Source organism: Streptomyces sp. NPDC055099 (assembly GCF_053607685.1).
In genome coordinates, this window is record NZ_JBSGUA010000001.1 from 473,898 (window position 1) to 500,091 (window position 26,194).

The window sequence follows — 26,194 nt, forward strand, 5'->3', positions numbered from 1 at the left end:
CCCTCACTCCTTGCGCAGCAGCGTCACCACCGCGGCCCCGCCGAGACCGATGTTGTGCGCGAGCCCCACCCGCGCCCCCGCCACCTGCCGCGCGTCCGCCTCGCCCCTCAACTGCCAGGTCAGCTCGGCCACTTGGGCGATGCCCGTCGCGCCGAGCGGATGGCCCTTGGAGATCAGGCCGCCCGAGGGGTTCACCACCCAGCGCCCGCCGTACGTCGTGGCGCCGCTCTCGACGAGCTTCCCCGACTCCCCCGCCGCGCACATGCCGAGCGCTTCGTAGGTGAGGAGCTCGTTGATCGAGAAGCAGTCGTGCAGCTCGATCACGTCGATGTCCTCGATGCCGAGGCCCGACCTCTCGTACACCTGCCGCGCCGCCTCCCGCGACATCGGCTGCCCCACGACGTCGATGCACGAGCCCGAGTCGAAGGACTCCCCCGTATCCGTGGTCATCGCCTGCGCGGCGATCTCCACGGCCCGCTCCTGGAGGCCGTGCCGCTCGACGAACCGCTCCGACACCACCACCGCGGCGGCCGACCCGTCCGAGGTCGGCGAGCACTGGAGCTTGGTGAGCGGGCGGTGGATGGTCTTGGCGGCGAGGATCTCGTCGACGGTGTACTCGTCCTGGAACTGGGCGTACGGATTGTTCACCGAGTGCCGGTGGTTCTTCGCGCCCACCGCGGCGAGCTGCGCCTCGGTCGTGCCGTACTTCTCCATGTGCTCGCGTGCCGCGTTGCCGAAGATCTGGGCGGTGGGCGGGGTCATCTCGAAGCCGTGGCGCGCGGCCATCACGCCGTAGTGCCTGGCGACGGGGGATGTTTTGAAGTCCCCGCCGTCACTCCCACCCCCCAGTGCGCCCCGCGCCATCTTTTCGAAGCCGAGCGCGAGCACGCAGTCGTTGATGCCGCCCTCTACGAACTGCCGCGCCATCATCAGCGCGGTCGACGCCGTCGCGCAGTTGTTGTTGACGTTGTAGACGGGGACGCCGGTCAGGCCCAGTTCGTACGCGGCGCGCTGGCCCGCCGTCGAGGCCTGGAAGCAGTACCCGACCGGCACCTGCTCCACGTCCTCGTACGAGATCCCGGCATCGGCGAGCGCTTTCGTCCCCGCCTCCTTCGCCATGTCCCAGTACTGCCAGTCCCGCGTCTCCGGCTTCTCGAACTTCGTCATGCCGACGCCGACTATGTATGCCTTCACTGTCCGGCTCCTTCCGGGTGGTGCGGCTCGGGGTCCCTCGGCAGGCCGAGGAGCCGTTCCGCGACGACGTTCAGCTGCACCTGCGTGGTCCCGCCCGCGATGGTCAGGCAGCGCGACATCAGAAAGCCGTGCAGCGCCCGCTCCCCTGCCCCCTCGCGCACCGCGCCCGCGGGGCCGAGCAGTTCGAGGGCCAGTTCGGCGACCTTCTGCTGATGCGGGGTCTGCACGAGCTTGCGGACGGAGGCCCCGGCGCCCGGTTCCGCCCCGGCCACCTGCCGCATCGTCGTGCGCAGGCCGATGCAGGCGAGCGCGTGCGCCTCGGCGGCGAGCGCGCCGATCCGCGCGCGGCAGGCGCCGTCGAGCTCACCGGCGCGCTCGATGAGCGCCTCCAGGCCGGTGTCGAAGGTCAACTGGTCGGCCATGTGCACGCGTTCGTTGCCGAGCGTGTGCCGCGCGACCCGCCAGCCGTCGTTCACCTCGCCGACGACGGCGTCGGCGGGCAGCAGGACGTCGTCGAAGTAGACCTCGTTGAAGAGGGAGTCCCCGGTGATCTCCTTCAGCGGCCGGATGTCGATGCCCGTCGCCCGCTTCATGTCGACGAGGAAGTACGTGAGTCCCTTGTGCTTGGGGGCTTCCGGGTCCGTGCGGGCCAGCAGGATGCCGTGGTCCGCCCACTGCGCCGCGCTCGTCCACACCTTCTGGCCGCTGATCAGCCAGCCGCCCTCGACCCGCTCGGCCCGCGTCCGCAGCGCGGCCAGGTCCGAGCCCGCCCCGGGCTCGCTGAACAGCTGGCACCACAGCACCTCGCCCCTGAGCGTCGGCGCCAGGAACCGCTCCTGCTGCTCCCGCGTCCCGTACGCGATGAGCGAGGGCACCACCCAGGTGGCGATCCCGAGATCGCTGACGCGCACCCCGGCAGCCGCCAACTCCTGCTGTACGGCGAGCTGTTGGACGGGACCCGCACCGAGACCGTACGGCTCGGGCAGGTGCGGCGCGGCATAGCCGGTCGGCGCGAGGGCCTTGCGGGCGGCGGCGGGGTCGAGGCCGCGGGCCGGGGCGATGGCCTCGCGCGCCTGCTCCCGGTAGGCCGCCGCCTCCTGGGGCAGCTCCATCCGCAGCTCCCGGCGCGCCCCGCCCTCCGCGAGCCGCACCGCGCGCAGCCGGTGCGCGTCACCGGTGCCGAGCAGCTGCCGGGCGACGAGTGCCCTGCGCAGATACAGATGCGCGTCGTGCTCCCAGGTGAAGCCGATGCCGCCGAGGATCTGGATGGCGTCCTTGGCGCAGGAGTAGGCGGCGTCGAGCGCGGCGCCGGCGGCGAGCGCGCAGACGAGGCTGCGCACGTCCGGCGCGGGGTCACGTGACGGCGGGGCGTCCGCCGCCCGCGCCGCGTCCCAGGTCAGCGCCCGCGCCTGCTCAAGGCGCACCAGCATGTCCGCGCAGAGATGCTTGACCGCCTGGAACTGCCCGATCGGCCGCCCGAACTGCTCGCGCACCTTCGCGTACTCGGTGGCGGTCTCCAGCGCCCAGGCCGCCACCCCGCACGCGTCCGCCGCGAACAGGGCACAGGCCAGGTCGCGTACGAGCGCCGCGTCGACGCCCAGCACCCGCCCGGCCGGGACCTCGACGCCGTCCGCCGTCACCTCGGCGGTGGGCCGCGTGGGATCGGTGCTCTCCTGCGTACGTACGGTCAGCTCGGCCGCATCGACGGCGAGCCACACGGTTCCGCGAGCGGACTCGGCGGCCAGGATCAGCAGGTCGGCGTCGGCCCCACAGAGCAGGGGCGGCGCGACGCCGTCGAGCAGATAGCCGTCCGCCACGGACACCGCGGTCAGCGTGCCCGCACCGAGCGCGACGGCGCCGATCCGCGCCCCGGAGGCCAGGTCGGCGGCCAGATCGGCGGCGCCCGCCCGGTGCAGGACGGCCGAGGCGAGGGAGCCGGCCAGGTACGGCCCCGGGAGCGCCGCCCGCCCGGCCTCCTCCAGGGCTACCGCGAGGTCCACGAGGTCGCCGCCCCCGCCCCCGCACTCCTCGGGCAGGTGCACCGCGAGCAGCCCCTGCTCGGCGAGACCGTCCCAGTGGGCGGGCCTGCCGCCGGTGCCGGGCGGGGCGTCGAGCAGCTTGCGTATCTCCTCGGGCGGGACCGCGCGGGCGATCCAGCCGCGCACCGCCGCCGCCAACTCCCTTTGTTCCTGCGTGATTCCGATGCCCATGCGCGTCCTCGCCGGTAGCAGCTTCCGGGACGGCGTCACACTAGAACACGTTCCAATCTTCCGGAAGACTGACGCGGGGTCAGATGGAGGCCGCCCCGACGCCGCCCTTAACCGGCCGGTTAACAACAGGTCAAGAATTCCCCTCGTACGACATCCGTCGGAATAGTCGCCCGGGGAAACAGGTTCGCACTGCACGTACCCCTGCCAGCCTTTGCACCGCCCCCGGAGGCCCCACGTAATGACGCAGTCGACGACCCACCAACGCGGCACCCGCGGAGTCGTCCCCGTACTCGCCTTCGCCGGCATCGTCGTCGCGGTGATGCAGACGCTCCTGGTGCCGGTCATCAAGGACCTGCCGACGCTGCTGAGCACCACGCCGTCGAACGCCACCTGGGTCATGACGGCGACCCTGCTCGCGGGCGCCGTCTCGACCCCGATCATGGGCCGCCTCGGCGACCTCTACGGCAAGCGCCGCATGCTGCTCACGAGCCTCGCCGTGATGGTCGTCGGCTCCCTGGTCTGCGGCTTCACCGACAACCTCGTCGTGATGATCGTCGGCCGCGCCCTTCAGGGCTTCGCGATGGGCGCCATCCCGCTCGGCATCGGCCTGATGCGCGACATGCTGCCCCGCGAGAAGCTCGGCTCCGCGATGGCCCTGATGAGCTCCTCCATCGGCGTCGGCGGCGGCCTCGCGCTGCCCCTCGCGGCACTGACCGCGCAGCACGCCGACTGGCACACCCTGTTCTTCGGCGCGGCGGGCCTCGGTGTCATATCGATGCTCCTGACCGTCCTCTTCGTGCCCGAGAGCACGGTGAAGGCGCAGGGCACCTTCGACGTGACCGGCGCGCTCGGCCTCTCCGCGGGACTCGTCCTCTTCCTGCTCCCCATCACCAAGGGCAGCGACTGGGGCTGGACCTCGGGCATGACGCTCGGCCTGTTCGGCGCGGCCGCGGTCGTCCTCGTCCTCTGGGGCGTGATGGAGCTGCGCCTCAAGGCGCCGCTGGTGGACCTGCGCACCACGGCCCGCCCGGCGGTCCTGTTCACCAACCTGGCCTCGATCATGGTCGGCGTGGCGTTCTACGCGATCTCGCTGGTTCTGCCCCAGCTTCTCCAGCTGCCCACCGCCACCGGCTACGGCCTCGGCCAGTCCATGGTCGTCGCGGGCCTGTGCGTGGCGCCGCTGGGCCTCACGATGATGTTCACGGCCCCGGTCTACGCCCGCCTCTCGGCGAAGTACGGCCCGAAGGTCACCCTCATCCTCGGCATGCTGATCATCGCGATCGGCTACGGGGCGGGCCTCGGCCTGATGAGCGCCGCCTGGCAGACGATCATCATCGCGGTGGTCGTGGGCGCGGGTATCGGCCTCGCCTACTCCTCGCTCCCGGCACTGATCATCGGCGCCGTGCCCGCTTCGGAGACGGGTGCGGCGAACGGCCTCAACACGCTGATGCGCTCCATCGGTACGTCGGTCTCGTCCGCTGTGATCGGCATGGTCCTCGCCAACACGGCGAACCACGTGGGCGGCGTCGCCGTCCCGACGATGGCGGGCTTCCGCACGTCCTTCCTCATCGCCACGGGTGCGGTAGCCCTCGGCCTGGTCTTCGCCCTCTTCCTGCCCTCCGCCCGCCGCTCGGTCAAGACGCAGCTCCGGGCCAGCAGCGAGGAGGACGCGAACCTGCGCGCGGCCACGGAGGCGCTGGCCGGTTTCCACGGCCGCGTCCTGAGCCCTTCCGGGGCACCGGTCGCGCGGGCCAAGGTGACGCTGATCGACCGCCGGGGTCGGCAGGCGGGGTCGGCGCTGACGGATGAGGGCGGCCGCTACGCGCTCTCCGTTCCGGGCGACGGCTCGTACGTCCTCGCGGCCACGGCGTCGGGGCATGCGCCGCTTGCCTCGGCGGCGGCGTATCGCGGTGACGACAGGGCCGTGGAGATGGACCTTTCGCTGCCGGGCGGGAGCGGGGTTCCGGCATAGGACGAACTCGGCGGAGCCGGTGATCGACGGCACGCAAGGCCCCCGCGCCAGAGCGGGTTTTCGGGAAGGGGCGGGGTTGGGGAGGAGAAAGGCCCACTACCCCCGCGGAGCGACCCTCTCCAGCTCATCGATGGTCCCGGACATCACGGTCCGGACATGCTCGGTCAGATGCTCCGCAGGCCAGTCCCACCAGGCAACGGCCAGCAGCCGGGCGACCTCGTCCTCGCTGTACCGCGTACGGATCAGCTTGGCGGGGTTGCCGCCGACAACCCCGTAGTCCGGGACGTCGTCCACGACGACCGACCCCGAGGCGATGACGGCCCCGTGCCCGATCCGCACACCCGGCATCACCGTCACCCCGTACCCGAACCACACGTCATGACCGACGACGGTGTCCCCCCGCCCCGGCAGCCCGCTGATCAGATCGAAGTGCTCGCTCCACGACCCGCCCATGATGGGGAAGGGGAAGGTGGAGGGCCCGTCCATCCGGTGGTTCGCGCCGTTCATGATGAACCGCACCCCCGTCCCGAACGCACAGAACTTGCCGATACGGAGCTTCTCGGGGCCGTAGTGGTAAAGGACGTTGCGCGTCTCGAAGGCGGTCGCGTCGTCCGGGTCGTCGTAGTAGGAGAACTCCCCCACCTCGATCAGCTCGGACTTCACCAGCGGCTTCAGAAGCACGACGCGCGGCTGATCCGGAAAGGGATGCAGCACCGTCGGATCCGCCGGTACGAGTTGCATGGCATGCCGCCTTCCACTCCTCTGCACGGCCCCGCTTCCATGATCAGCGGGACCATGCGGCAGCATAGGGCGGCCCACGGCGGAGACCCACCGCTTTTCGCAAAGCCCAGGAGGACCCCATGGCCGCCCCCCAGCCCACGCCGGAGATCCTCGCCGCCTTCGAGGCGGCCAAGGGCTTCATGCCGGCCGACGAGGGCCTCGCCCTGTACGCCGCGGCGACGGACGCGGCGGCGCTCGGCCTGCCGCTCCTGGAGGTCGGAACGTACTGCGGCCGCTCCACGATCCTGCTCGCGGCCGCCGCACGCGAGGCGGGCGTCACGGCCATCACCGTGGACCACCACCGCGGCAGCGAGGAGCAGCAGCCGGGCTGGGAGTACCACGACCCGGCCACGGTCGACCCGGAGGTCGGCCGCATGGACACGCTCCCCACCTTCCGCCGCACGCTGCACCACGCAGGCCTGGAGGACCACGTGATCGCGATCGTCGGGCGTTCGCCGCAGGTGGCCAAGGCGTGGGGCGGACCGCTGGGTCTGGTCTTCATCGACGGCGGCCACACGGACGAGCACGCGACGGGCGACTACGAGGGCTGGGCCCCGCACCTCGCGGAGGGCGGCCTGCTCCTGATCCACGACGTGTTCCCTGACCCGGCGGACATCATGACCGGCCAGGCCCCCTACCGCGTCTACCTCAGGGCCCTTGAGTCCGGCGCATTCACCGAACTCCCGTCAACCGACTCCCTGCGCGTCCTGCGCCGAACGGGCGCGGGGATCTGACCTGCCCGTTAGAGTCGCTCTCGTGTCGTACGTAGGTCCGGACAGCCAGCCCCCACGCCCGCCCCGCCGTTTCAGCGGCGGCCCTCTCACGGTGACGCTCGCCGCGCTGGTGCCGACGGCCCTCGCGGGATGGCTCATTTACGAGGCCACAAGCGGACCCGGCGGCAGTGAGCCGGCCAGATCGCTTCCCTCCACGAGCCAGTCCGCGAAGGGTTCGCCCTCCGCCGAGCCCTCCCCGTCCGCCTCCGAGAAGGACGACGGCAAGGGAGACAAGGGCGACGGCGACGCGAGTGACGAGCCGAGCGCGTCGAAGCCCCCGAAGTCCTCCACCCGTCCCGCCGCCTCCGGCCCGCTCAAGGGCAAGGTGGTCGTCGTCGACCCCGGCCACAACACGGGCAACGGCAAGCACACCGCCGAGATCAACCGCCTCGTCGATGTCGGCACGCACCGCAAGGAGTGCGACACGACGGGCACCTCCACCAACAACGGTTACAGCGAGGCCCAGTTCACCCTCGACGTCTCGCGCCGCCTGCGCACGCTGCTCGAGAAGCAGGGCGCCACGGTCAAGTTCACCCAGGACGGTGACCGGCCCTGGGGACCGTGCGTCGACGAGCGCGCCCGCATCGGCAACAACGCCCGCGCGGACGCGGTCGTCTCCGTGCACGCCGACGGATCGGCCGCGGGCAACCGCGGCTTCCATGTGATCCTTCCCGCATCGGTGAAGTCCGGCGCCGCGGACACCTCCAAGATCGTCGTCCCGTCGCGCGCCCTTGGCGAGCGGATCGCGGGCAAGTTCCTGAGCGCGACCGGCAGCGCCCCCTCCAACTACGTCGGCGACGGCACCGGGCTCGACGTCCGCAAGGACCTGGGCGGCCTCAACCTCTCCACCGTCCCTAAGGTCTTCATCGAGTGCGGCAACATGCGCGACACGAAAGACGAGGCGTTGCTCACCAGCGGCGCCTGGCGGCAGAAGGCGGCGCAGGGGATCTCCGACGGAATCGTGAGCTTTCTGCGCGGATAACGGGTTGGTTCGTCGGGGATAACGGGTTGGTTGGTCTTTATCCCGAGCAGACACCCCACCCGCGTGAACGATAATGTCCTCCGTACGATGGGGGGCCATCCCCGCGCTCAGCACCACGACCTTGGGGCGAGCGACGCCTCCACCGACGAGACGACTTACGAAGGACCTGAAGTGAATATCCGCTCTCTCACTCGAGGCGACGGCGTGGTGATCGGGGCAGCGGTGTTGCTCTTCATCGCATCGTTCCTCAACACCCTTGACGCCGAAGGCGGCGACAGCGACAAGCTTCCCAACGCCTGGGAGAACGGCAACCTGCTGCTGAGCGTGTACCTGCTCGGGATCATCGGTGCCGCGCTCATCGTCGTGGGCCGTGCGCTCCCGCAGCCGCGCAAGGTCGCGGGCCTCGACCTCGGCCAGCTCGGCGTCGCCTTCACGATCGCCGCCGCCTGGAGCTCGCTCGGTGCGATCTTCGACGCCGACCAGTCGTACGGCTTCTTCTTCGAGAGCAGCCTGGGCGGCAGCTCCAACGGGCCCGAGGCCGGTGTCGGCCTCATCCTCGGCCTGATCGCCGCCCTGGTCCTGGCCGCCGCCGCGGTCGCGACGGCGCTGGTTCCGGCGCTCAAGGCTCCCCTCGTCGGCGCCCCCCGCCCCGCCCCCCAGCCCTACGGCGGCCAGCCGCAGGGCGGGTACGGGTACCCGGGCGCGCAGGGTCAGCCGCAGCAGGGGCAGCCGTACGGCGCCCAGCCCGGTCAGCCGCAGCAGGGTCAGCCCTTCGGTGCCCAGCCGGGTCAGCCGGGGCAGCCGCAGCAGCAGACGCCGCCTCCCGGGCAGGCGCAGGCCGCCGGTGACTTCTCGCCGTTCTGGTTCGCCGTGCCGGTGCCGCGTCCGCTGTACGCGGAGGACGGTTCGCCGACGCCGATCGCCGAACTGGCGCCCGGTACCTGGTACTTGGCCGTCGAGCAGCGCGGGCCCGGCCTGGTGGCCCAGACGCAGGACGGCCGTCGTGGCGTGCTGCAGGACACCACGGGGATTCAGCGCGGCTGATCTCCCGTACCAGCGACACCTCGCGGCCCCTCGCCCTTCCGGGCGGGGGGCCGTTGTCGTACAGTCGCCACCCTGCACCGAACTGACGTACCGTCAGAAAGGATCGGGGTATGGGCATGCGCCTGGGACTCGCACTCGGCTACTGGGGGCGCGGGCCCGACCCCGGGCATGTGGCACTCGCCCAGGAGGCCGAACGGCTCGGTTATGACTCCGTGTGGACGGCCGAGGCGTGGGGGTCCGATGCCTTCACCCCGCTGACCTGGATCGCGGCGCAGACCTCACGGATCAAGCTGGGCACGGCGGTCGTACAGATGGCGGCACGCTCGCCGGTGACGACGGCGATGCACGCGCTGACGCTGGACCATCTGTCCGGCGGGCGGATGATGCTCGGGCTCGGGCTCTCCGGGCCGCAGGTAGTGGAGGGGTGGTACGGACGGCCGTTCCCGAGGTCGCCGCTGACCGCCACGCGGGAGTACGTGGACGTCATCCGCCAAGTGCTGCGACGGGAGGGGCCGGTGGCGCTGGACGGGCGCTTCCACTCGCACCCCTACCAGGGGGAGGACGGGAGCGGCCTGGGCAAGCCCCTGAAGCCGATCACGCATCCGCTGCGGGCGGACCTGCCGGTGCTGCTCGGCGCGGAGGGGCCGAAGAACATCGCGCAGACGGCGCGGATCGCGGACGGCTGGCTGCCGCTCTACTGGTCGCCGATGCGGGCCGACGTGTACGAGGCTTCGCTGGAGGGCGCACCCGAGGGCTTCATGGTCGCGCCCATGGCGCGGGCGAAGGTCTGCGACGACGTTGCGGAGGGCCTGCTTCCGGTCAAGGCGATGCTGGGGTTCTATATCGGGGGGATGGGACACTCCGCGCGGAACTTTCATGCAGATCTGATGGCGCGCATGGGCTTCGAGGCGGAGGCCCGGCGCATTCAGGAACTGTTTCTGGCGGGGCGCCGGGAAGAGGCGGTCCTGGCGGTTCCGGACGCTTTCGCCGATGAGATTTCATTGGTTGGGCCGCGGGAACGCATCGCGGAACGCCTTGAGTTGTGGCGAAAAGGTCCCGTCACGGATCTGCTGGTACTGGCTCCGGACCGGCATACGCTGCGGACGCTGGCGGAGCTGGCCGAGCTGGAGCGGTAGCTCGGCCTCTCCGGCACCTGACGCCCCCGCCGTTGCCTACCCCTTCGCCAGCTCCCCCGCCGAAGGCACCTTGTTCTTGACCTCCGCGCCCGCGTCCTTGCCCGCGTCCTTCACCTTGTTGATGACGTCGTCGAAGGAGTTCACGACCGAGTCCGTGGAGTCGCCCTTGCGGAGCTTGGACGGGAGATCCTTGAGGGCGTCGATGCCCGCCGTCAGCGGAGCCACCGCCTTGGCCAGCGCCGGGTCGCCCTTCGCGTTCTTCGACGCCGCCTTCAGGCGGTTGTAGGCGAGGGTCCCGGCGAGGCCCGCCTTGATCAGGGCGAACTTGCGCCCGTCGGCGCCCTTCTTGAACTTCCCCGCACGGAAGGGCTTCACGATCCACTGGTACGTCGCTCCGGCGGCGATCCCCGCGTTCGCCACGAACCGCGTCTTGGCGTACTTCTGCTTCTCGGCGGAGCTCGAACCCGACGGCGCAGCGGAGGACGACGCGGCGTCCGCGTCGTCACCCCCGCACCCGGTCGCCCCCGCGATCAGGGCTCCGCAGAGCACAGGGGCGACGAGAGACCGGCGTACGGTCGCGGCGGACGGCAACACGGGGACCTCCGGGGGTGGGCAGCCTGCGGACAGCTCTCCCGGCAGCCTCGCCCCGGTCGGCGGGGCCCGCCACTCGGGCGAGCCCGTACGGGTTTCAACCGGGCCGGGCCAGGTACACGGTCTTTATGTCCACCCGACAAGCACGTGGCAGCACCGCAGCGAGGGTCATCGTCATCGTCGCGGACGTGATGGCCATCATCCTCGGCCTGTGGATCCTCATGTATCTGTTGGACGCGAACCGCGCCAACGACCTCGTCCAGTTCATCCACGACGTGGCCCGCTGGCTGGCCGGCTGGTCACATGACCTGTTCACCTTTGACGAGGCCTGGGCCCGTGTGGTCTGCGGTTACGGCCTCGCGGCACTGGTCTACGTCTTCGTCGGCCACGCCATCGCAGGACGTCTCCGCCGCTACTGACCGGCGGAGCCGCCCGCACGTACCACCACGGCCGCCGCTGTCACCCCCCGGCAGCGGCGCCGCTGCGGTGCCGCTACTGCCCCCCGGTGGCGGCGCCGCAGCACTCCGGGGCCAGGCCCACGGGGAGGCGTTCGCCCGAGAAGACCGCGCAGGTGGCCTCGTCGCCGCCGAGTGCCGCCACGGCGAGCAGCAGGGAGCCCGCGGTCCATGTGGTGAGTTCTTCCGGCCAGATCGCGCCGTCGTCGAAGACGTAGCCCGTCCAGTAGAGGCCGGTCTCCGGGTCGCGCAGGTGCTGGATCGACTGGAGGATCTCCAGGGCACGGTCCGATTCGCCCAACACCCAGAGGGACAGGGCCAGTTCGGCGCTCTCGCCGCCCGTCACCCAGTTGTTGGGGATGACGCAGCGCACGCCGAGGTCCGGCACCACGAAGCGGTCCCAGCCCTCCTCCATGCGGGACTTGGCCGCCGCACCCGTGAGCGCGCCGCCGAGGACCGGGTAGTACCAGTCCATCGAGTAGCGGTCCTTGTCCAGGAACCGCTCGGGGTGGCTCTGGATCGCGTGGGCCAGCGCGCCCGTCGCCAGCTCCCAGTCCGGTTGCGGCTCCTCGCGTTGCTCGGCGATCGCCAGGGCGCACCGCAGCGCCTGGTGGATCGATGAACTGCCCGTCAGGAGCGCGTCGTTGACCGGCGTCCCGTCCTGCTCGCGCTTCCAGCCGATCTGTCCGCCCGGCTGCTGCAGAGCGAGCACGAACTCGATCGCGCCCATCACCGTCGGCCACATGCGGTCCAGGAACGTGTCGTCACCGGTCGAGAGGTAGTGGTGCCAGACGCCCACCGCGATGTACGCGCAGAAGTTCGTCTCGCGTCCCCGGTCCGTCACGTCGTGCGGGTCACCGTCGGCGTACGCCGCGTACCAGGACCCGTCCGGATTCTGGTGCCGCGCCAGCCAGTCGTAGGCGCGGGCGGCGGCCGCGTGCTCGCCCGCCGCGTCCAGGGCCATGGCGGCCTCGGTGTGGTCCCAGGGGTCGAGGTGGTGGCCGCGGAACCACGGGATCGCGCCGTCCTCGCGCTGGACCGCCAGAATCCCGCGCACCGTGCGCGTGGCCTGATCCGCCGTCAGGACGCCCGGCAGGACCAGGTGTTCCGTCCGCTCCGGGCTCGTCACGCGTCGGTCTTCGCGTCGGCCTTCGGCAGGTGCGGCTTCGTCGCGTACGCCACGAAACTCTTGCCCACGACCGGGTTGAGCAACTGCTCCGCCACCTTCGTGGCCAGCGGTTTCTTCATGATGTCCCAGACGAGGAGCTTGTGGTACGCCCGCACCGGCAGCGCCTTGTCGTTGTCGACGCCGAACGCGCACTTCAGCCACCAGTACGGCGAGTGCAGCGCGTGCGCGTGGTGCGTGCCGTACGGCTTCAGGCCCGCCTCGCGCATCCTGCCGAGCAGCTCGTCCGCCTTGTAGATGCGGATGTGACCGCCCTCGACCTCGTGGTACGCGTCCGACAGGGCCCAGCAGATCTTCTCGGGGCCGTAGCGCGGGACGGTGACCGCGATGCGGCCGCCGGGCTTCAGGACCCGGACCATCTCCGCGAGCACGCCCTTGTCGTCGGGGATGTGTTCCATCACCTCGGAGATGATCACGACGTCGAACGAGGCGTCGGGGAAGGGCAGGTTGAGCGCGTCGCCCTCCATCGCCGTGGCGGTCGCGCCCGCCGGCGCCTCACCGGCCTCCTTCATCGCGGCGAACCACTTGGCGACCTCGCGGATCTCCTCGGCGTTCTGGTCGAGGGCCACCACCCGGGCCCCTCGCCGGTAACACTCGAAGGCGTGCCGGCCCGCGCCGCAGCCCAGGTCGAGAACGCGGTCGCCCGCGGCGAGCGGGAAGCGGGTGAAGTCGACGGTCAGCATCAGCGATGGCTCCCGGAGTACGTCGGGGTGGTGGCCGGGGGGCGGCCGGATTGCGGGGCCGCGTTGCCGGCGATCGCCGCGCGGTACAGCTCTGCGGTGCCCTGGGCGGCGCGGGCCCAGGTGAATTTGGCGAGAACCCGCTCACGCCCGGCGGCGCCGAGGCGGGCCCGCAGCTCCGGGTCGCCGAGCAGCCGGTTCAGTCCGGCGGCGAGCGCGTCGGGGTCGGCGGGGCGTACCGCCAGGCAGGTCTCGCCGTCCGGCCCCGCGACCTCCGGGATCGCGCCGCCGGTCGTCGCGAGGAGCGGCGTCCCGGTGGCCATGGCCTCGGCCGCGGGGAGCGAGAAGCCCTCGTAGAGGGAAGGGACGCAGGCGATCTCGGCCGAGCGGACCAGGTCCACCAGTTCCTCGTCGGTGATGCCCTTGACGAACTCGACGGCGCCTTCGAGGCCGTACCGCTCGATGGCCTGCGCCACGGGACCGTCCTCGGCGCGTTTGCCGACGACGACGAGGTGGGCGGCGGGGTTCTCGGCGCGGACCTTGGCCAGCGCCTCCACGAGGTGGATGAGGCCCTTGAGCGGGACGTCCGCGCTGGACGTCGTGACGATGCGTCCGGGCACCTCGGGGATCGAGGGGTCCGGCGAGAAGAGGTCGGTGTCGGCGCCGATGTGCACGACGCTGATGCGGTCCTCGCGTACGCCGAGGTGGTCGACGATCTCCTGGCGCGACGTGCCGGAGACGGTGAGCACGGAGGGCAGGCGGCGGGCCACGCGCTTCTGCATGCGCGTGAAGGCGTACCAGCGGCGCACGGACATGCGGCGGCGCCAGTCGGGCGCCGCGTCGAGTTCGAGGCGGCGGTCCACGGTGATGGGGTGGTGGATCGTGGAGACGAGCGGGGCCCCGAGGTCGCCCAACAGGCCGTAGCCGAGGGTCTGGTTGTCGTGCACGACGTCGAACTCGCCCCGCCTGGCCCGCAGATGGCGGCGGGCGCGCAGGCTGAACGTGGCCGGTTCCGGGAAGCCGCCGGTCCACATCGTCGCCACTTCGAGCGCGTCGACCCAGTCGCGGTACTCGTCGCGCTTGGGTGTGCGGAAGGGGTCGGGCGAGCGGTAGAGGTCGAGGCTCGGCAGCTCGGTGAGCCTGAGGCCTTCGAGGCCCTCGTCCAGGACGGGGTAGGGCTGGGCGCCGATCACCTCGACGCTGTGGCCGAGGCGGGCCAGCTCGCGCGAGAGGTGACGTACGTAGACGCCCTGGCCCCCGCAGAACGGGTTGCCCTTGTACGTGAGGAGAGCGATGCGCAACGGACGGTCACCATCGGCGTGCGGCCCCGTCCGGGGGCCGGCCTCCATGGCCTCAGCGGTCACTCTCGGCCCCCTTCTGCCTGCGGTTGTCCGCGAGGTTACGCCGGGACGGTAATCTAGAACAAGTTTCAGACTTGATCGTTGAATGATCGCTGAACGAGCATTGAATCTACCGGCAGGTAGCCGCGCTGTAAGGCCCGGATCAGGTGATTCGCGCCACGGCAGGCGCCCTGCCATGCTGGCCGACCACGCAACCCGACCGGGACGACGGAACAACGGGACATATGACAGCGGAAGCCAAGGCAGCGGAAGTCGCAGCAGCTGATCCGGCGTCGCCACCCCTGACCGAGCGGCAGGAGGCGCGCCGCCGCCGCATCCTGCACGCGAGCGCCCAACTCGCGAGCAGGGGCGGGTTCGACGCGGTGCAGATGCGCGAGGTCGCCGAGTCCTCCAGCGTCGCCCTCGGCACGCTGTACCGCTACTTCCCCTCCAAGGTGCATCTCCTGGTCGCCACCATGCAGGACCAGCTGCAGCACATGCACACCACGATCCGTAAGCGCCCGCCCGCCGGTGAGACGCCCGCCGAGCGGTGCGCCGAGACGCTGATGCGGGCCTTCCGTGCCCTGCAGCGCGAGCCGCATCTGGCGGACGCGATGGTCAGGGCGCTGACGTTCGCCGACCGCTCCGTGAGCCCCGAGGTGGACACGGTCTCGCGGCTGACCACGGCGATCATCCTGGACGCGATGGGCCTGGCGGACGCGCCGACCCCCGAGCAGCTCTCGGCGGTCCGGGTCATCGAGCACACCTGGCACTCGGCGCTGATCACCTGGCTCTCGGGGCGGGCGTCGATCGCGCAGGTCAAGATCGACATCGAGATGGTGTGCCGCTTGATCGACCTGACGTCTCCCGAGGCAGCGTAGGGCCCGACGAGTGCGCGGCCCCGTTTGCCCGGGAACCCGCGAGGCCTAACCCCCGAACCGTTGCATGGGGGGCGCACACGCTCCTGGCAGTTGCGCCCCTGAGCCTCTCCTTGGTCCCGCTTGGCCAGTTATCCGCGTCCGTACGGGCCGTCGGCGCCGCTATGAATGGCTACGTGCTGTACGAAGCCATCGGGACCCCAAGCGGGAACCTGGAGGAGCGAAGCGTGATCCGGGTACTTCTCGTGCACGACGCCTGTCTTCTGCGATCGGCTCTGGCCGAACGCCTCGCCCGTGAGCCGGACCTGGAGGTCTCCCATGCGCCGTGGCACAACGCCCGCGACCGTACGGGGGCGGTGCGCCCCGACGTCTGCGTGGTCGACCCCGAGGACGACGCGGCCCACGCGTCCGCCGAGTTCGGGGAGAAGTCCCATCCCGTTTCCGGGGGCCTCGGCTGCTCACTCCTCGTCCTGGTGTCCGGCAACCGGCCGGGGCTGCTCCGCCGCTGCATGGATGCGGGCGCCCTCGGCTATGTGGACAAGGCGAGCCCGCCGGACCGGCTGCTCGCCGCGATAAGACAGGTGGCCGCCGGCCGGCGGTTCGTGGACGAGACGCTGGGGTTCGGCTTCCTGAAAGCAGCTCAGATGCCGCTCACAGCACGGGAGTTACTGGTGCTTTCACTGGCCGCCGGGGGCGCGCCCGTCGCCGAGATCGCGAACCGCCTGCATCTGACGAACGGGACGGTGCGCAACTACATGGCCGCGATCACCCGCAAGACCGGGGCCCGGAACAGGATCGACGCGATCCGGATCTCGCGGGGCGAGGGCTGGGTGTGAGACCCCGCCCGCCGAACCGTTCCCCGAGGCGTTCGCCGCTCCGTTACCCGAGGCGTTCGCCGGACCGTCCGCCGGCCCCCAGTTGCCGGAGAGCTCGCGGTAGAGGGCGGAGCTTTCGACCAGTTCCTCGTGGCGTCCGCACACGGCGTGCGTCCCGTCCATCACCAGGATCCGGTCGGCACGGCGGGCCGAGCTGATGCGGTGGGCGATCACCACGAGGGTGCCGCCCGGCCGCGCCGCGAAGGCCCGCTCGGCGCGGGCCTCCGCCACCGGGTCGAGGTGGCAGGTCGCCTCGTCGAGCAGGGCGAGGGGCGCGTACGAGACATGGGCGCGGGTCAGCGCGATGAGCTGGCGTTCGCCCGCGGAGAGCGCGGCGGGGTCGACGGGGGCGGCGAGGCCGCCGAGCCGCTCGATCACCGCGCTGAGCCCGACGGCCCGCGCGGCGGCCAGCAGCTCCGCGTCGCTGACGGCGTCCGCCCGCAGGTACTCCAGGTTCTGCCGCACCGTGCCGCTGAAGACGTAGGCCTCCTGCGGGATCAGCACCCGCCGCCCGACGGCCTCCCGCCCCCGCACGGACCGCCCCTCCACACGCACGACACCGCTCCCGGGCTCGAGCATCCCGGCCACGAGCCCGGCCAGAGTGGACTTCCCGATCCCGCTGGGCCCGACCACCGCCAGATGGCCACCGCGCGGAACGCTGAGCGACAGATCGCGCAGGACGGGCTCGGCTTGGGGACCGTAGGCAAAGGTGACGGAGTCGAGCTGGAGGGCGGGAGCGTCGTCGGCGACGGGGTCAGGAGCAGCACCGGCCGTATGTGTGTCCGTGTCCGAGTCCGTGTTCGCGTCCGTGCCTGTGCCTGTGCCTTCGACCGCGACCGTTCCGCTCGGCTCAGGTGCCTCCGTGTGCGGGTTCTCCGGGTTCTCCGGGTTCCACGTCAGGCGGCGCAGGACTATGGCCAGGCGGGAGCCGCTGGTGCCCAGGCCGTGGATCAGGTTGTGGAGGGCCGGGAGCAGGGCCTGGGTGACGTAGGCGATCGCGCCGACCAGGGCGCCCGGCGTGACGCCGTTGTTCAGGAGCCAGGGGGCCGTGACGAGGAGCAGGACGAGCGGGAGTTGGCCGCCGGTCACGAGGGCCGCCGTGCGCAGGATGCCCCAGCGGGCGAGGGAACCGGCCGCCGCGTACTCCGCGGCGATGCCCCGGTCCAGGTCCCCGGCCACGTCCTGTTCCGCGCCCGCGGCGGCTACGTCCCGCAACCCCGGTGCGACTGCACCCAGTTGGTCCGCGATGCCCTCGTCGGCGACGAGGAAGTCCTCTTGGCGCCGCGCGAGCGGCCGCAGGCTCGCCACGAACAGGCCGACTCCGGCGAGCAGTGGGGGCGCGACGACCAGGAGGAGGAGCGGGGCCAGCGAGAACAGGCCGATCAGCGCGCCCGCCGCCGTGAAGACGAAGGAGCGGGACACCAGGACCAGCCCCGCGAAGGTGTCCCTGGCGATCTCCACCTGCTGGGTGAGCCGGGACACGGAGGCCCCGTCCGCGTCCCGCACCCCCCGGCCGACGACCTGCCGTACGAGGGTGTCCCGCAGGGGTTCCACCAGGTCGGCGATCGCGCGGAACACCCGTCCCGTGCCGTACGCGGCCACGAGTACGCCGAGTCCGGCCCCGCCGAGCCACGCCAGGCCCACCGCCTGGCGCCCCGCGAGGAACCCGTCGTCCAGGGCGCGTGCGAGGGCGTATCCGGTGAGGAAGGTCTGCCCGGTCTCCAGGACGGACCAGAGGGCGAGCCGCAGCACCACCGGCCACCGTCGCCGGAGGAACCGCAGGCCGCGGCGGTAGGTGCCTGGCTGCGCCGCGAAGGCCGAGAGGGTCGAACCGCCCGGCTTCGAGGCGCCAGAATCCTTCCTCACGCGCCGAACACCTCCCTGTACTCCGCCCGCTCCCACAGCTCCGCGTGCGTCCCCACCGCCCGGATCCGGCCGCCGTCCAGCCAGGCGACCACGTCCGCGCGGGCGGCCGTCGCCGCGCGGTGGGCGATGATCAGGCGGCTGCGGTGCGGGGTGTGGTGAAGCAGGGCCTCGGCGATGTGGTGTTCGGTCACCGTGTCCAGGCTCGACATCGCGTCGTCCAGGATCAGGATCCGGCCGCCTCGCGCGAACGCCCGCGCGAGGCCTAGGCGTTGGGCCTCGCCCCCGGAGAGGGGCGCGTCGGCGCAGGGCGTGGCGTAGCCGTCGGGGAGGCGCGTGATGAAGGGGTCCGCGTGGGCCGCACGGGCCGCCTCACGGATGCGGGGCGGCGTCGGGCGCGGGGCGCCGAAGCCGATGGTGCCCTCCAGGGTCGTGCCGAGGAGCGCGGGCCGCTCGAAGGCGTAGCCGATCTCGCGGCGCAGCTCCTCGCGGCCGAGCGAACGCAGCGGGACGCCGTCCAGGCGTACGTCCCCTTCGTCGGGGTCGGCGAGCCGCCCCGCGACGGCCGCCAGGAGCGACTTGCCCGCGCCGGAGCGGCCGACCACGGCGAGGGTGCGGCCGGCGGGGACGGTCAGGTCGACGCCGTCGAGCACGGTGCGTTCGCCGCGGGTCACCGTGACTCCCCGCAACTCCAACAGCCCGTCTCCAGGCGGCAGTACGGCGTCTCCATACGTGGTCGAGGGTTCGGCGAGGACCTCTCCCAGGCGGCGCGCCGCGGCCTTGGCCCGCACCAGGGCCCCCAGCTGTCCGACGAGCATGCCGATGCCGGTGGCGAGCACCGCGTACCGGGACGCGGCCAGCAGCTCGCCGACGCTGATGCGGCCTTGCAGCACCAGGTGGCCCGCGACCGCGACGACCGCGATCTGCAGAAGGGGGGCGACCGCGACGGCCTGTGACTGTGAGCGGCCCTGGACGCGCCACATCCGGTGCCCGTGCCGGGAGAGTTCGGGCAGCGGCCCGAGGACGCGCCTGGCCTCCTTGTCCTCGGTGTGCGCGGCCGCGATGGTCCTGGCCCCGCCGACCGCCTCGCCGAGCCGGCCCGCGATGTCACCCTGGACCTGCTGGTAGCGGGTCACGCAGTCGGAGGTGGCGCGGGTGAACGCCCGCAGGAGCAGGACGAGTACGGGGACACCGGCGATGAAAGCCACGGCGAGCCAGGCGTCGATCAGGGCGAGCGCCACCACGGCCCCCGCGGGCACCACCAGGGCGGCGAGAAGCCCGGCGAGCGTGGCGGGCGCGACGCCCGCGTGCGCCGCGTTGTCGACGAGACGGGCCACCAGGTCGCCGGGGGCGAAGCGTGCGGTGGTGCGGGGGCCGACGGCGAGGACGTGACGGGCCAGGTGGCGGCGCAGCCAGGCGGTGGTGCGGGCGTTGGTGGTGGCGGTCAGGACGCCGTCCACGGCGTCGAGCACGGCTCTGGCACCGATGAGCGCCGCGCACACGAGGATCCAGCGGGTGGCGTCGGCACCGACGTGACCGGCGGCGTGTCCGGCAAGCACGGCGTCCAGGGCGCGGCCGATGACGAACGGCAGCAGCAGGCTGGCTCCCGCGCCCCCGGCGGCACACAGCACGAGCACCGTGCAGCGGACGGCGCTGTGGCGGGTCGCCTCGCGCAGCAGTCCCGTGTCGGACGCGGGCGGAGGAGCGGACGCGGGCGGAGGTCCGGACGCGGGTCGTCGAGGGCGGAGACGGTGGGTCGTGGTCGCCATGCGGTCCGGGTCCTCGCAGTCCTCGTGTCCGTCGCCGGGCGTCTCCGAAGCGGCCGACGCCGGCGGACCCGGGCGGGCCCCCTCCTCGGAGGAGGCACCGCCCGGGCCGTCTGATGCCGTGCCGGTCACGCGCGGACGCGCGTCACAGACAGATGACCAGGCTGACCTCGCTCCAGCAGAGCAGCAGGCTGGCCGTGCTCTCGCCGCCGCCACCGCCGCCGCCACCGGTCATCTCGTCGGACTCCATGCTCTGCAGGTCGAGAAGCGTCATGATCTTCCCTCTCTTTGGGGACGTAGTGTTCCTTTTTGGGTGTTGTCACGACCCCGCTGAAACGCGGGACCGGCTCTGGGGCCGCCGGAGCGGCGGCAGGAAGGGGATGTGTGCGTCGCTGTCGCCCAGCGCGGCACCGAGGGCGACGAGAACGCCCGCCGTGCCGGTGTGCAGGTCCATCGACAGGCGCATCATCTGGTTCCCGGGAAAGGCGAGTTGGCCCTCGTAGGACATGGCGAACCAGCCCAGTGCCGCGATCTGCCCGTCGATGTCCTCGGGCGTGATGCCCGGCGCGGTACTGCGGCTGAGGTGGAGCAGCAGTCCGGCCCGCCCCTGGTACAGGCCCGGCTGCACGCAGAAGCGTGAGCGCGCGGCGGCCAGGATGCCCGGCCGTGCCGCCTCGAACCCGGCGTCCTCCCGGTGTGCGAGGTAGTCGTCGAGGACCATGCCGATGCCGACGCTGCCGTCGCCGAGGTAGGGCATGGCCCGCCAGCCCTCGTCCACCTGGATGCCGCCGTCCGCCCGCGTCACGCACCGGGAGAGGTCCGCGCGCAGGGCGTGGGCCGCCAGGTCGAGGAGCGCGGCGTCGCCGTTCCGCTCGTAGAGCCGCAGGAAGAGGAGGGCCGGGCCGGTGGCGCCGCGGAGCAGACCGGCCCGCGGCCGCGCGTTCGGCGGACTGTCGGAGGTGAGTCGTTCGGCCAGCAACTCCGCCGCATGGAGAGCGTGTTGGGCGAGGGATTCCTCGCCGGTGCTGTGGGCGAGGGCGTCGAGGGCGAGGCCGAGTCCGGCGAGGCCGCCGTGCAGGTCGGAGGGGAGCCGCTGCCAGTTCTCCCTCAGGACGGTCTCCATCAGGTCGAGGGCACGGGTGCGGTGACCGAGCCGGTCGAGTACGTGGGCGATGCCGGAGAGGCCGTCGTTGAGCCCGAGGGGCGTGCCGGGCGTTGCGGGCTCGGTGTGCTTCAGGAGCCAGCGCTCGCCTTCCTCGTAGCGTTCCCCGCCGCTTTCGGCGAGGGCGAGGAGCACTCCGGCCGCGCCGTGCGCGATGCCGAGTCCGCCGCCGTCGGTGAACTGGGCGATGTCACCGGGGAAGAGCCGGTCGTCGCGCTCGGGGCTGGCCGAGGCGAGGATGGCCTTGACCATCGAGTCGCGGCTGTGGGGCCAGTCGGCGGGGTCGACGAAGACGGTGGCCGCCCCCGCCGTCCTTGCGGCGCCGGTCCCGTCCCCCTTCAGGACGCCCTCCCCCTGGGCCTCCGGTGCTTCCGCCACCAGGGCCGGCGCCTGCTCGTCCGTGCCGGGGCGCTGGATCTCCGCCACGGCCTCGTCGAGGAACTCCCGGGGTACGTCCGGGAATTCGGCCGCGATCATCTCGGCGAGGTGCGCGGCCTTGCCGCGGTCGACGGCGAGCAGCGAGGTGACCGGCAGGAAGAGGGCGAGCCGCAGACACGCGAGGGCGTAGCGGTCGACGTCCGCGCCGGTGCGGTCCGGCGGCGCCACGAACCCGGGGTGAGCCATGACCTGGCGCCCGGAGTCGCCCACGGTGCCGGCCGCCTCGAAGTCGAGGAGCGCCACGGACTGTTCGTCGGGCGCGACCATGATGTTGAAGAGGTGGAGGTCGTTGAAGACGACGCCGCGTTCGTGCACGGCGGTGACGGCCTCCTCGACACAGCGGTGCATGCGCAGCGCCCAGGCCGTGTAGTCGGCGATGGCCTCGGGGTCGGGCCGGCTGACCAGCAGCGGGTGCCGGTGGGCGAAGAAGGAGTTGAGGGTGGTGCCCTCAAGAAAGTCCATGACCAGGAAGCGGTGATCGCCGAGCAGGAACCAGTCCCTGACCTCGGGGGCGACACCGAGCCCGGAGAGCTTGTCCAGGGCGGCCTTCTCGCGTTCGAGCCGGGCGACGGCGTCGGCTCCGCCCGCGGCGAGACCCGCGTGCGGCCTGCCCTCCTTGAGGACGACCTTGCGGCCGTCGCGGGTGTCGGTGCCCGCGTAGACCCCGCCGCCGTTGGAGAAGTGCAGGGCCTTCTCGATGCGGTACGGCAGGTCCTGCACGGTCGTCGTGTTGCGGGCGGCCAGTTGGGGCGCGAGGAACGCGGGCAGCTCCACCCACTCGGGCACCCGGAAGGCCGGGTCGCGGGAGTCGGGGACGAGCACGCCCTCGGCGTTCTCGACGGCGGGCACGAGCGTGCCCTTGCCGTTGTCGCACATGCGCCGGGTGAAGGCCCCGTACCTGACGTAAAGGGGTCCTTCCTCCCAGCGCAGGTCGGTCAGGATGTAGGGCCCGTCGAACCCTTCGAGGCGCTTGCCCAACTCGGTCAGGACGGAGTGCAGTTGTGTCTCGTCGTCCGGGTAGATCGTGGCGAACTTGCCGCTGTTGTCGCGGCTCGCGTACTTGCTGTTGCGCAGGTGCAGGAGGTGGGCGGCGGGCACGAACTTGAAGGGGATGCCGCGCTCGACGCAGTGGTCCCAGATGATCGCGCCGATGCGGTCGGCGTTGTCCGAGGTCGCGGAGGCGTGGATCTTCCAACCCTGCGCGGGTGTGGGGCGCGGCTCCCCGTCGGCGCCGAGCGGGACGAGCGAGAGCCAGTCCCCCTTGCGCAGCGAGCGCCAGCCCCGCGGCACCCCCCTCCCCGCGGTCTCGAACTCAGGGGCGCTCTTGCCCACGGACAAGCGGTCCGGAGTCTCGTAGAAGTGCCTGTCCGCCAGACAGTAGACCTCGTACCGCTTGTCCACGAACGTCTCCTCCCCATGTGGCCTGGCTCAGAGAGTTCCAGGCCGCAAAGAGGACGGACAGTCACGGATGTCATCGACCGGGCATGCGGAACGCATGGGTAAAGTCCTGTTCGCACACTTTCGAGCACACATCACGTCCGCGGAACGTACACAATTCGGTTCAGAGGGCGTCACACAAGTAAATTCCGCCGCGGGAGCGGACCCGGTCAGTCCTCCGGCGGGAAGACGACCTCCCCGCTGCCGGACAACGTGATGGTGATCGCCTCGACCGGGCACCCCTCGGCCGCTTCGAGCACCTTCTCGTTGGCGTCGGTCTCGGGTTCCTCGGGGTGCGACTGGCGGGCGGAGTCGAGCGTGAAACCGCCCGGCGCCGTGATCACGCACATCCCGGAGCCGATGCAGACCGACCGGTCCACCTCGACGTGCCAGCGGTCACCCATCAGGCACCCGCCCCTGAGCCCGCCGCGTCAGCGGCTGATGTGTACGTGGCGGGCAGGTGGATCATCTTGTGCTCGAAGTACTCGCCGTACCCCTCGGGCCCGAACTCCCGCCCGAGGCCGGAGTTCTTGTAGCCGCCGAACGGACCGAGCATGTCGAGGCTGAAGGTGTTCACCGAGTACGTCCCGGTGCGCACCCGCCGCGCGATGTCGATGCCGCGCTCGGTGTCCGCCGTCCACACGCTGCCGCTGAGCCCGTAGTCGGAGTCGTTGGCGATCTTCACGGCCTCGCTCTCGTCGCCGTACGGGAGGAGGCAGATGACCGGGCCGAAGATCTCCTCGCGGGCGATGCGCATCGAGTTGTCGACGCCGCCGAAGAGTGTCGGCTCGACGTACCACCCCTCGTCGAAGCCTGCCGGACGGCCGCCGCCCGTGAGGATCTTGGCGCCTTCCTCCTGGCCGATGCGGATGTAGTCGAGCGAGCGCTGCTGCTGTCGCTTGGCCACGAGCGGGCCGAGTTCCGTCTCGGGGTCGAGCGGGTCGCCGACCTTGAGCGCGGCGGCCGCGGCGGCGAAGGCCTCGGCGAACTCGTCGTGGCGGGAGTGCGGCACGAGGATGCGGGTCTGGGCCACGCACGCCTGGCCGTTGATCATCCAGGCGAAGGGGACGATGCCGGCGACCGCCGCCGACGCGTCCGCGTCCGGCAGGATCACCGCGGCCGACTTGCCGCCCAACTCCAGTGTCACGCGCGTGAGATTGCGGGCCGCGACCTCCATGACGCGCTTGCCCGCGCCGACGGAGCCGGTGAAGGACACCTTGTCGACGCCGGGGTGCCCGACGAGGTACTCGCTCACCTCGCGGTCCGCCGAGATGATCGAGAGCACGCCCTGCGGCAGCCCCGCCTCGGTGGCGATGTCGGCGAGGATGTACGCGTCGAGCGGCGTCTCGGGCGAGGTCTTGAGGATCACCGGGCACCCGGCGAGCAGCGCGGGCGCCAGCTTGGCCGCGGCGGTGAACTGCGGGACGTTCCACGGGACCACGGCCGCCACCACGCCGACCGGCTCGCGCCGGACCAGGATCTTGCCGAGGGCGCCGTCGCGCGCCTCCTCGTACGTGAAGTTCTTCGCGACCGTGAGCGCCGAGTCCCAGACCATCATCGCGGCGAGGGCCTGCACCATCACGCTCGATGTGTACGGGGTGCCGTTCTGGGAGCTGATGACGCGGGCGATCTCCTCGTGCCGTACGGCGAACGCGTCCTTGATCCTGGTGACGATCTCGATCCGCTCGTCGAGGGTCATCCGGGGCCAGGGCCCCTCGTCGAACGCCTTGCGCGCGGTGGCGACGGCCCGGTCGACGTCGGCGGGCGCGGCGTGCGGCACCCGTGCGAAGACCTGGCCGGTGTGCGGCGAGACCACCTCGATGACGTCCTTGCCGTGGGGGTCCACCAACTCCCCGCCGATGAACAGCTGTCCGTGTTCCACGAGATCGGTCATGGCTGACTGCCTCCTGCGGGATTCCGCCGTGTGCGGCACGCTTTCTGACACTGTTTCAGAACTGATACCAGTTCTAGTTCCACTAGTCCACGGAGGGCAAGGCTCAAGTAGCCTGTTGAAACGGTCGACTTGGGCGATCATTGGAACTAGTTCTAGTTACGGTCGAGCGACGAACGAGAGAAGACGAGGGCGCCCCATGACGCAGGTGACCGATCCGCAGGTGACCGAGCACGGCGGGGGCGTATGGAGCATCAAGGTCCCCATCCCCGACAACCCGCTGGGCTTCACCCTCGTCCACCTCCTGGACACGGACGCGGGCCCCGTCCTCATCGACACGGGCTGGGACGACCCCACCTCCTGGGACGCGCTCGCCGAGGGCCTCGCCGCCTGCGGCACGTCCACCGACGCGGTGCACGGCATCGTCATCACCCACCACCACCCCGACCACCACGGCCTCTCGGCCAAGGTCCGCGAGGCGTCGGGCGCGTGGATCGCGATGCACGAGGCGGACGCCTCGGTCGTACGCCGCACCCGGACCGGACCGCCCGCCCGCTGGTTCGACTACATGGTGGAGAAGCTGACGGCCGCGGGCGCCCCCGCCGACCACCTGGCCCCTCTCCTCGCCGCCCGTGACGCGGGCCGCGCGCCCCGGCTGCCCGGCATGGCCGCCGCGCTCCCCGACCGCGACATCACCCCGGGCGAACTCCTCGAACTGCCGGGACGCAGGCTCCGCGCGATCTGGACGCCCGGCCACACCCCGGGCCACGTCTGCCTGCACCTGGAGGAGGAGCACCCGGCGCGCCTGCCGGGCCACGGCCGCCTGTTCTCCGGCGACCATCTCCTCCCCGGGATCACCCCGCACATCGGCCTGTACGAGGACCCCGACGACGAGACGGTGACCGACCCCCTCGGTGACTACCTCGACTCCCTGGAGCGCATCGGCCGCCTGGGGGTCGCCGAGGTGCTCCCGGCCCACCAGTACGCGTTCTCCGACGCCCCGGCCCGCGTCCGGGAGATCCTGGCCCACCACGAGGAGCGTCTGACGGATCTGCTCGCCCTCCTCGCCGAGCCCCTCACTCCTTGGCAGCTCGCCGAGCAGATGGAGTGGAACCGTCCCTGGGCCCAGATCCGCTACGGCTCGCGGAACATCGCGGTCTCCGAGGCCGAGGCCCATGTGCGGCGCCTGGTGAAGCTGGGGCGCGCGGAGGCGGTGGGCGACGATCCCGTGCGGTACCGCGCGGTGTGACCTTTTGCCGGGGGCGGCCACCTCGGGGCCCTTCCCCTACGGGCCGGTAGAGTGGCTCCGTCGTCATCATGCCCGTACGGGGGAAAGCCGGTGCGAATCCGGCGCTGACCCTTCCCCAAGCTCTCGGCTCCGCTCGAGCAGGGGAGACCCCAATCCGTGACACCGCGGCCCAAGGCCCAGCGGAAAGCCGGAACGCCCCGTACGGAACGTGACCGGCTCGCGTCATCGGAACCGCCGATGACCGGCACCGTCGAGGTATACGGAGCCGGAGCCGCCCGGTGCCCGTGCCCGC

At 71.7% G+C, this 26,194-nt stretch carries 21 protein-coding genes and 1 pseudogene; 9 read left to right on the plus strand and 13 right to left on the minus strand.

The window, feature by feature from the left end:
- Positions 1-3: 3 nt before the first annotated feature.
- Positions 4-1,194 (minus strand): lipid-transfer protein, encoded by a 1,191-nt coding sequence (locus ACWFRU_RS02155; protein ID WP_453683828.1) that lies wholly within the window; start codon positions 1,192-1,194, stop codon positions 4-6.
- A complete protein-coding gene (locus tag ACWFRU_RS02160) occupies positions 1,191-3,404 on the minus strand; it encodes an acyl-CoA dehydrogenase (RefSeq protein ID WP_453683829.1) in 2,214 nt (737 codons plus the stop codon). The genes ACWFRU_RS02155 and ACWFRU_RS02160 overlap by 4 nt, the downstream gene beginning before the upstream one ends.
- Before the next feature lie 238 nt (positions 3,405-3,642).
- Here ACWFRU_RS02160 and ACWFRU_RS02165 point away from each other — a divergent pair, with 238 nt between their 5' ends.
- Positions 3,643-5,376, plus strand: coding sequence for an MFS transporter (locus ACWFRU_RS02165; protein ID WP_453683830.1), 1,734 nt, complete (start codon positions 3,643-3,645; stop codon positions 5,374-5,376).
- Positions 5,377-5,472: 96 nt separating this feature from the next.
- On the opposite strand, the gene ACWFRU_RS02170 is transcribed toward ACWFRU_RS02165, so the two are convergent.
- Complete coding sequence (locus ACWFRU_RS02170) at positions 5,473-6,117, minus strand: CatB-related O-acetyltransferase (RefSeq protein WP_453683831.1); 645 nt, start codon at positions 6,115-6,117, stop codon at positions 5,473-5,475.
- 119 nt (positions 6,118-6,236) lie between these two features.
- On the opposite strand from ACWFRU_RS02170, the gene ACWFRU_RS02175 reads away from it, so the two are divergent.
- From ACWFRU_RS02175 to ACWFRU_RS02190, 4 genes are all read left to right on the plus strand, one after another.
- The gene (locus tag ACWFRU_RS02175) at positions 6,237-6,890 is read left to right on the plus strand and encodes a class I SAM-dependent methyltransferase (RefSeq protein WP_453683832.1); all 654 of its coding nucleotides are present in this window, start codon (positions 6,237-6,239) and stop codon (positions 6,888-6,890) included.
- 22 nt (positions 6,891-6,912) lie between these two features.
- Positions 6,913-7,911: an N-acetylmuramoyl-L-alanine amidase gene (locus ACWFRU_RS02180; protein WP_453683833.1), complete on the plus strand. Its 999-nt coding sequence runs from the start codon at positions 6,913-6,915 to the stop codon at positions 7,909-7,911.
- 171 nt (positions 7,912-8,082) lie between these two features.
- Positions 8,083-8,955, plus strand: a complete 873-nt coding sequence (locus ACWFRU_RS02185) for a hypothetical protein (protein ID WP_453683834.1) — start codon at positions 8,083-8,085, stop codon at positions 8,953-8,955.
- A gap of 116 nt (positions 8,956-9,071) precedes the next feature.
- Entirely contained in the window at positions 9,072-10,091 is a 1,020-nt protein-coding gene (locus ACWFRU_RS02190) for an LLM class F420-dependent oxidoreductase (protein ID WP_453684492.1), read from the plus strand.
- A 36-nt stretch (positions 10,092-10,127) separates the two neighbouring features.
- Here ACWFRU_RS02190 and ACWFRU_RS02195 read toward each other — a convergent pair whose 3' ends face one another.
- Positions 10,128-10,682 (minus strand): hypothetical protein, encoded by a 555-nt coding sequence (locus ACWFRU_RS02195; RefSeq protein WP_453684493.1) that lies wholly within the window; start codon positions 10,680-10,682, stop codon positions 10,128-10,130.
- Between the two features lie 128 nt (positions 10,683-10,810).
- Here ACWFRU_RS02195 and ACWFRU_RS02200 point away from each other — a divergent pair, with 128 nt between their 5' ends.
- On the plus strand, positions 10,811-11,101 hold the full coding sequence (locus ACWFRU_RS02200) for a hypothetical protein (protein WP_361189676.1): 291 nt from the start codon (positions 10,811-10,813) through the stop codon (positions 11,099-11,101).
- 73 nt (positions 11,102-11,174) lie between these two features.
- On the opposite strand, the gene ACWFRU_RS02205 is transcribed toward ACWFRU_RS02200, so the two are convergent.
- Genes ACWFRU_RS02205 through ACWFRU_RS02215 form a run of 3 tightly spaced genes read right to left on the minus strand, consistent with a single transcriptional unit; the run spans position 11,175 to position 14,367 of the window.
- Positions 11,175-12,266, minus strand: a complete 1,092-nt coding sequence (locus tag ACWFRU_RS02205; protein ID WP_453683835.1) for a prenyltransferase — start codon at positions 12,264-12,266, stop codon at positions 11,175-11,177.
- Entirely contained in the window at positions 12,263-13,006 is a 744-nt protein-coding gene (locus ACWFRU_RS02210) for a methyltransferase domain-containing protein (RefSeq protein ID WP_453683836.1), read from the minus strand. Before ACWFRU_RS02210 ends, ACWFRU_RS02205 begins: the two co-directional genes overlap by 4 nt.
- Positions 13,006-14,367 carry a glycosyltransferase family 4 protein gene (locus ACWFRU_RS02215; RefSeq protein ID WP_453683837.1) on the minus strand — a complete coding sequence of 454 codons (1,362 nt, stop codon included), beginning with the start codon at positions 14,365-14,367 and terminating at the stop codon, positions 13,006-13,008. The genes ACWFRU_RS02210 and ACWFRU_RS02215 overlap by 1 nt, the downstream gene beginning before the upstream one ends.
- 221 nt (positions 14,368-14,588) lie before the next feature.
- Here ACWFRU_RS02215 and ACWFRU_RS02220 point away from each other — a divergent pair, with 221 nt between their 5' ends.
- On the plus strand, positions 14,589-15,224 hold the full coding sequence (locus tag ACWFRU_RS02220) for a TetR family transcriptional regulator (RefSeq protein ID WP_365817437.1): 636 nt from the start codon (positions 14,589-14,591) through the stop codon (positions 15,222-15,224).
- Positions 15,225-15,730: 506 nt separating this feature from the next.
- Positions 15,731-15,973 (plus strand): annotated as a pseudogene (locus ACWFRU_RS02225) (LuxR C-terminal-related transcriptional regulator); the annotation flags it as partial.
- On the opposite strand, the gene ACWFRU_RS02230 reads toward ACWFRU_RS02225, so the two are convergent.
- From ACWFRU_RS02230 to ACWFRU_RS02255, 6 genes are all read right to left on the minus strand, one after another.
- Positions 15,899-17,962, minus strand: a complete 2,064-nt coding sequence (locus tag ACWFRU_RS02230; protein WP_453683838.1) for an ATP-binding cassette domain-containing protein — start codon at positions 17,960-17,962, stop codon at positions 15,899-15,901. The pseudogene ACWFRU_RS02225 and the gene ACWFRU_RS02230 overlap by 75 nt on opposite strands.
- Positions 17,959-19,728, minus strand: a complete 1,770-nt coding sequence (locus ACWFRU_RS02235; protein WP_453683839.1) for an ABC transporter ATP-binding protein — start codon at positions 19,726-19,728, stop codon at positions 17,959-17,961. The genes ACWFRU_RS02230 and ACWFRU_RS02235 overlap by 4 nt, the downstream gene beginning before the upstream one ends.
- Positions 19,729-19,870: 142 nt before the next feature.
- Entirely contained in the window at positions 19,871-19,999 is a 129-nt protein-coding gene (locus ACWFRU_RS02240) for a SapB/AmfS family lanthipeptide (protein WP_365817431.1), read from the minus strand.
- Positions 20,000-20,044: 45 nt separating this feature from the next.
- The gene (gene lanKC / locus ACWFRU_RS02245) at positions 20,045-22,726 is read right to left on the minus strand and encodes a class III lanthionine synthetase LanKC (protein ID WP_453683840.1); all 2,682 of its coding nucleotides are present in this window, start codon (positions 22,724-22,726) and stop codon (positions 20,045-20,047) included.
- Positions 22,727-22,932: 206 nt separating this feature from the next.
- Positions 22,933-23,166 (minus strand): ferredoxin, encoded by a 234-nt coding sequence (locus ACWFRU_RS02250; RefSeq protein ID WP_453683841.1) that lies wholly within the window; start codon positions 23,164-23,166, stop codon positions 22,933-22,935.
- Entirely contained in the window at positions 23,166-24,656 is a 1,491-nt protein-coding gene (locus ACWFRU_RS02255) for an aldehyde dehydrogenase (RefSeq protein WP_453683842.1), read from the minus strand. Before ACWFRU_RS02255 ends, ACWFRU_RS02250 begins: the two co-directional genes overlap by 1 nt.
- A 196-nt stretch (positions 24,657-24,852) precedes the next feature.
- Between ACWFRU_RS02255 and ACWFRU_RS02260 the strand changes: the two genes are divergently transcribed.
- The gene (locus ACWFRU_RS02260) at positions 24,853-25,902 is read left to right on the plus strand and encodes an MBL fold metallo-hydrolase (RefSeq protein WP_453683843.1); all 1,050 of its coding nucleotides are present in this window, start codon (positions 24,853-24,855) and stop codon (positions 25,900-25,902) included.
- The last annotated feature ends 292 nt before the right edge of the window (positions 25,903-26,194 follow it).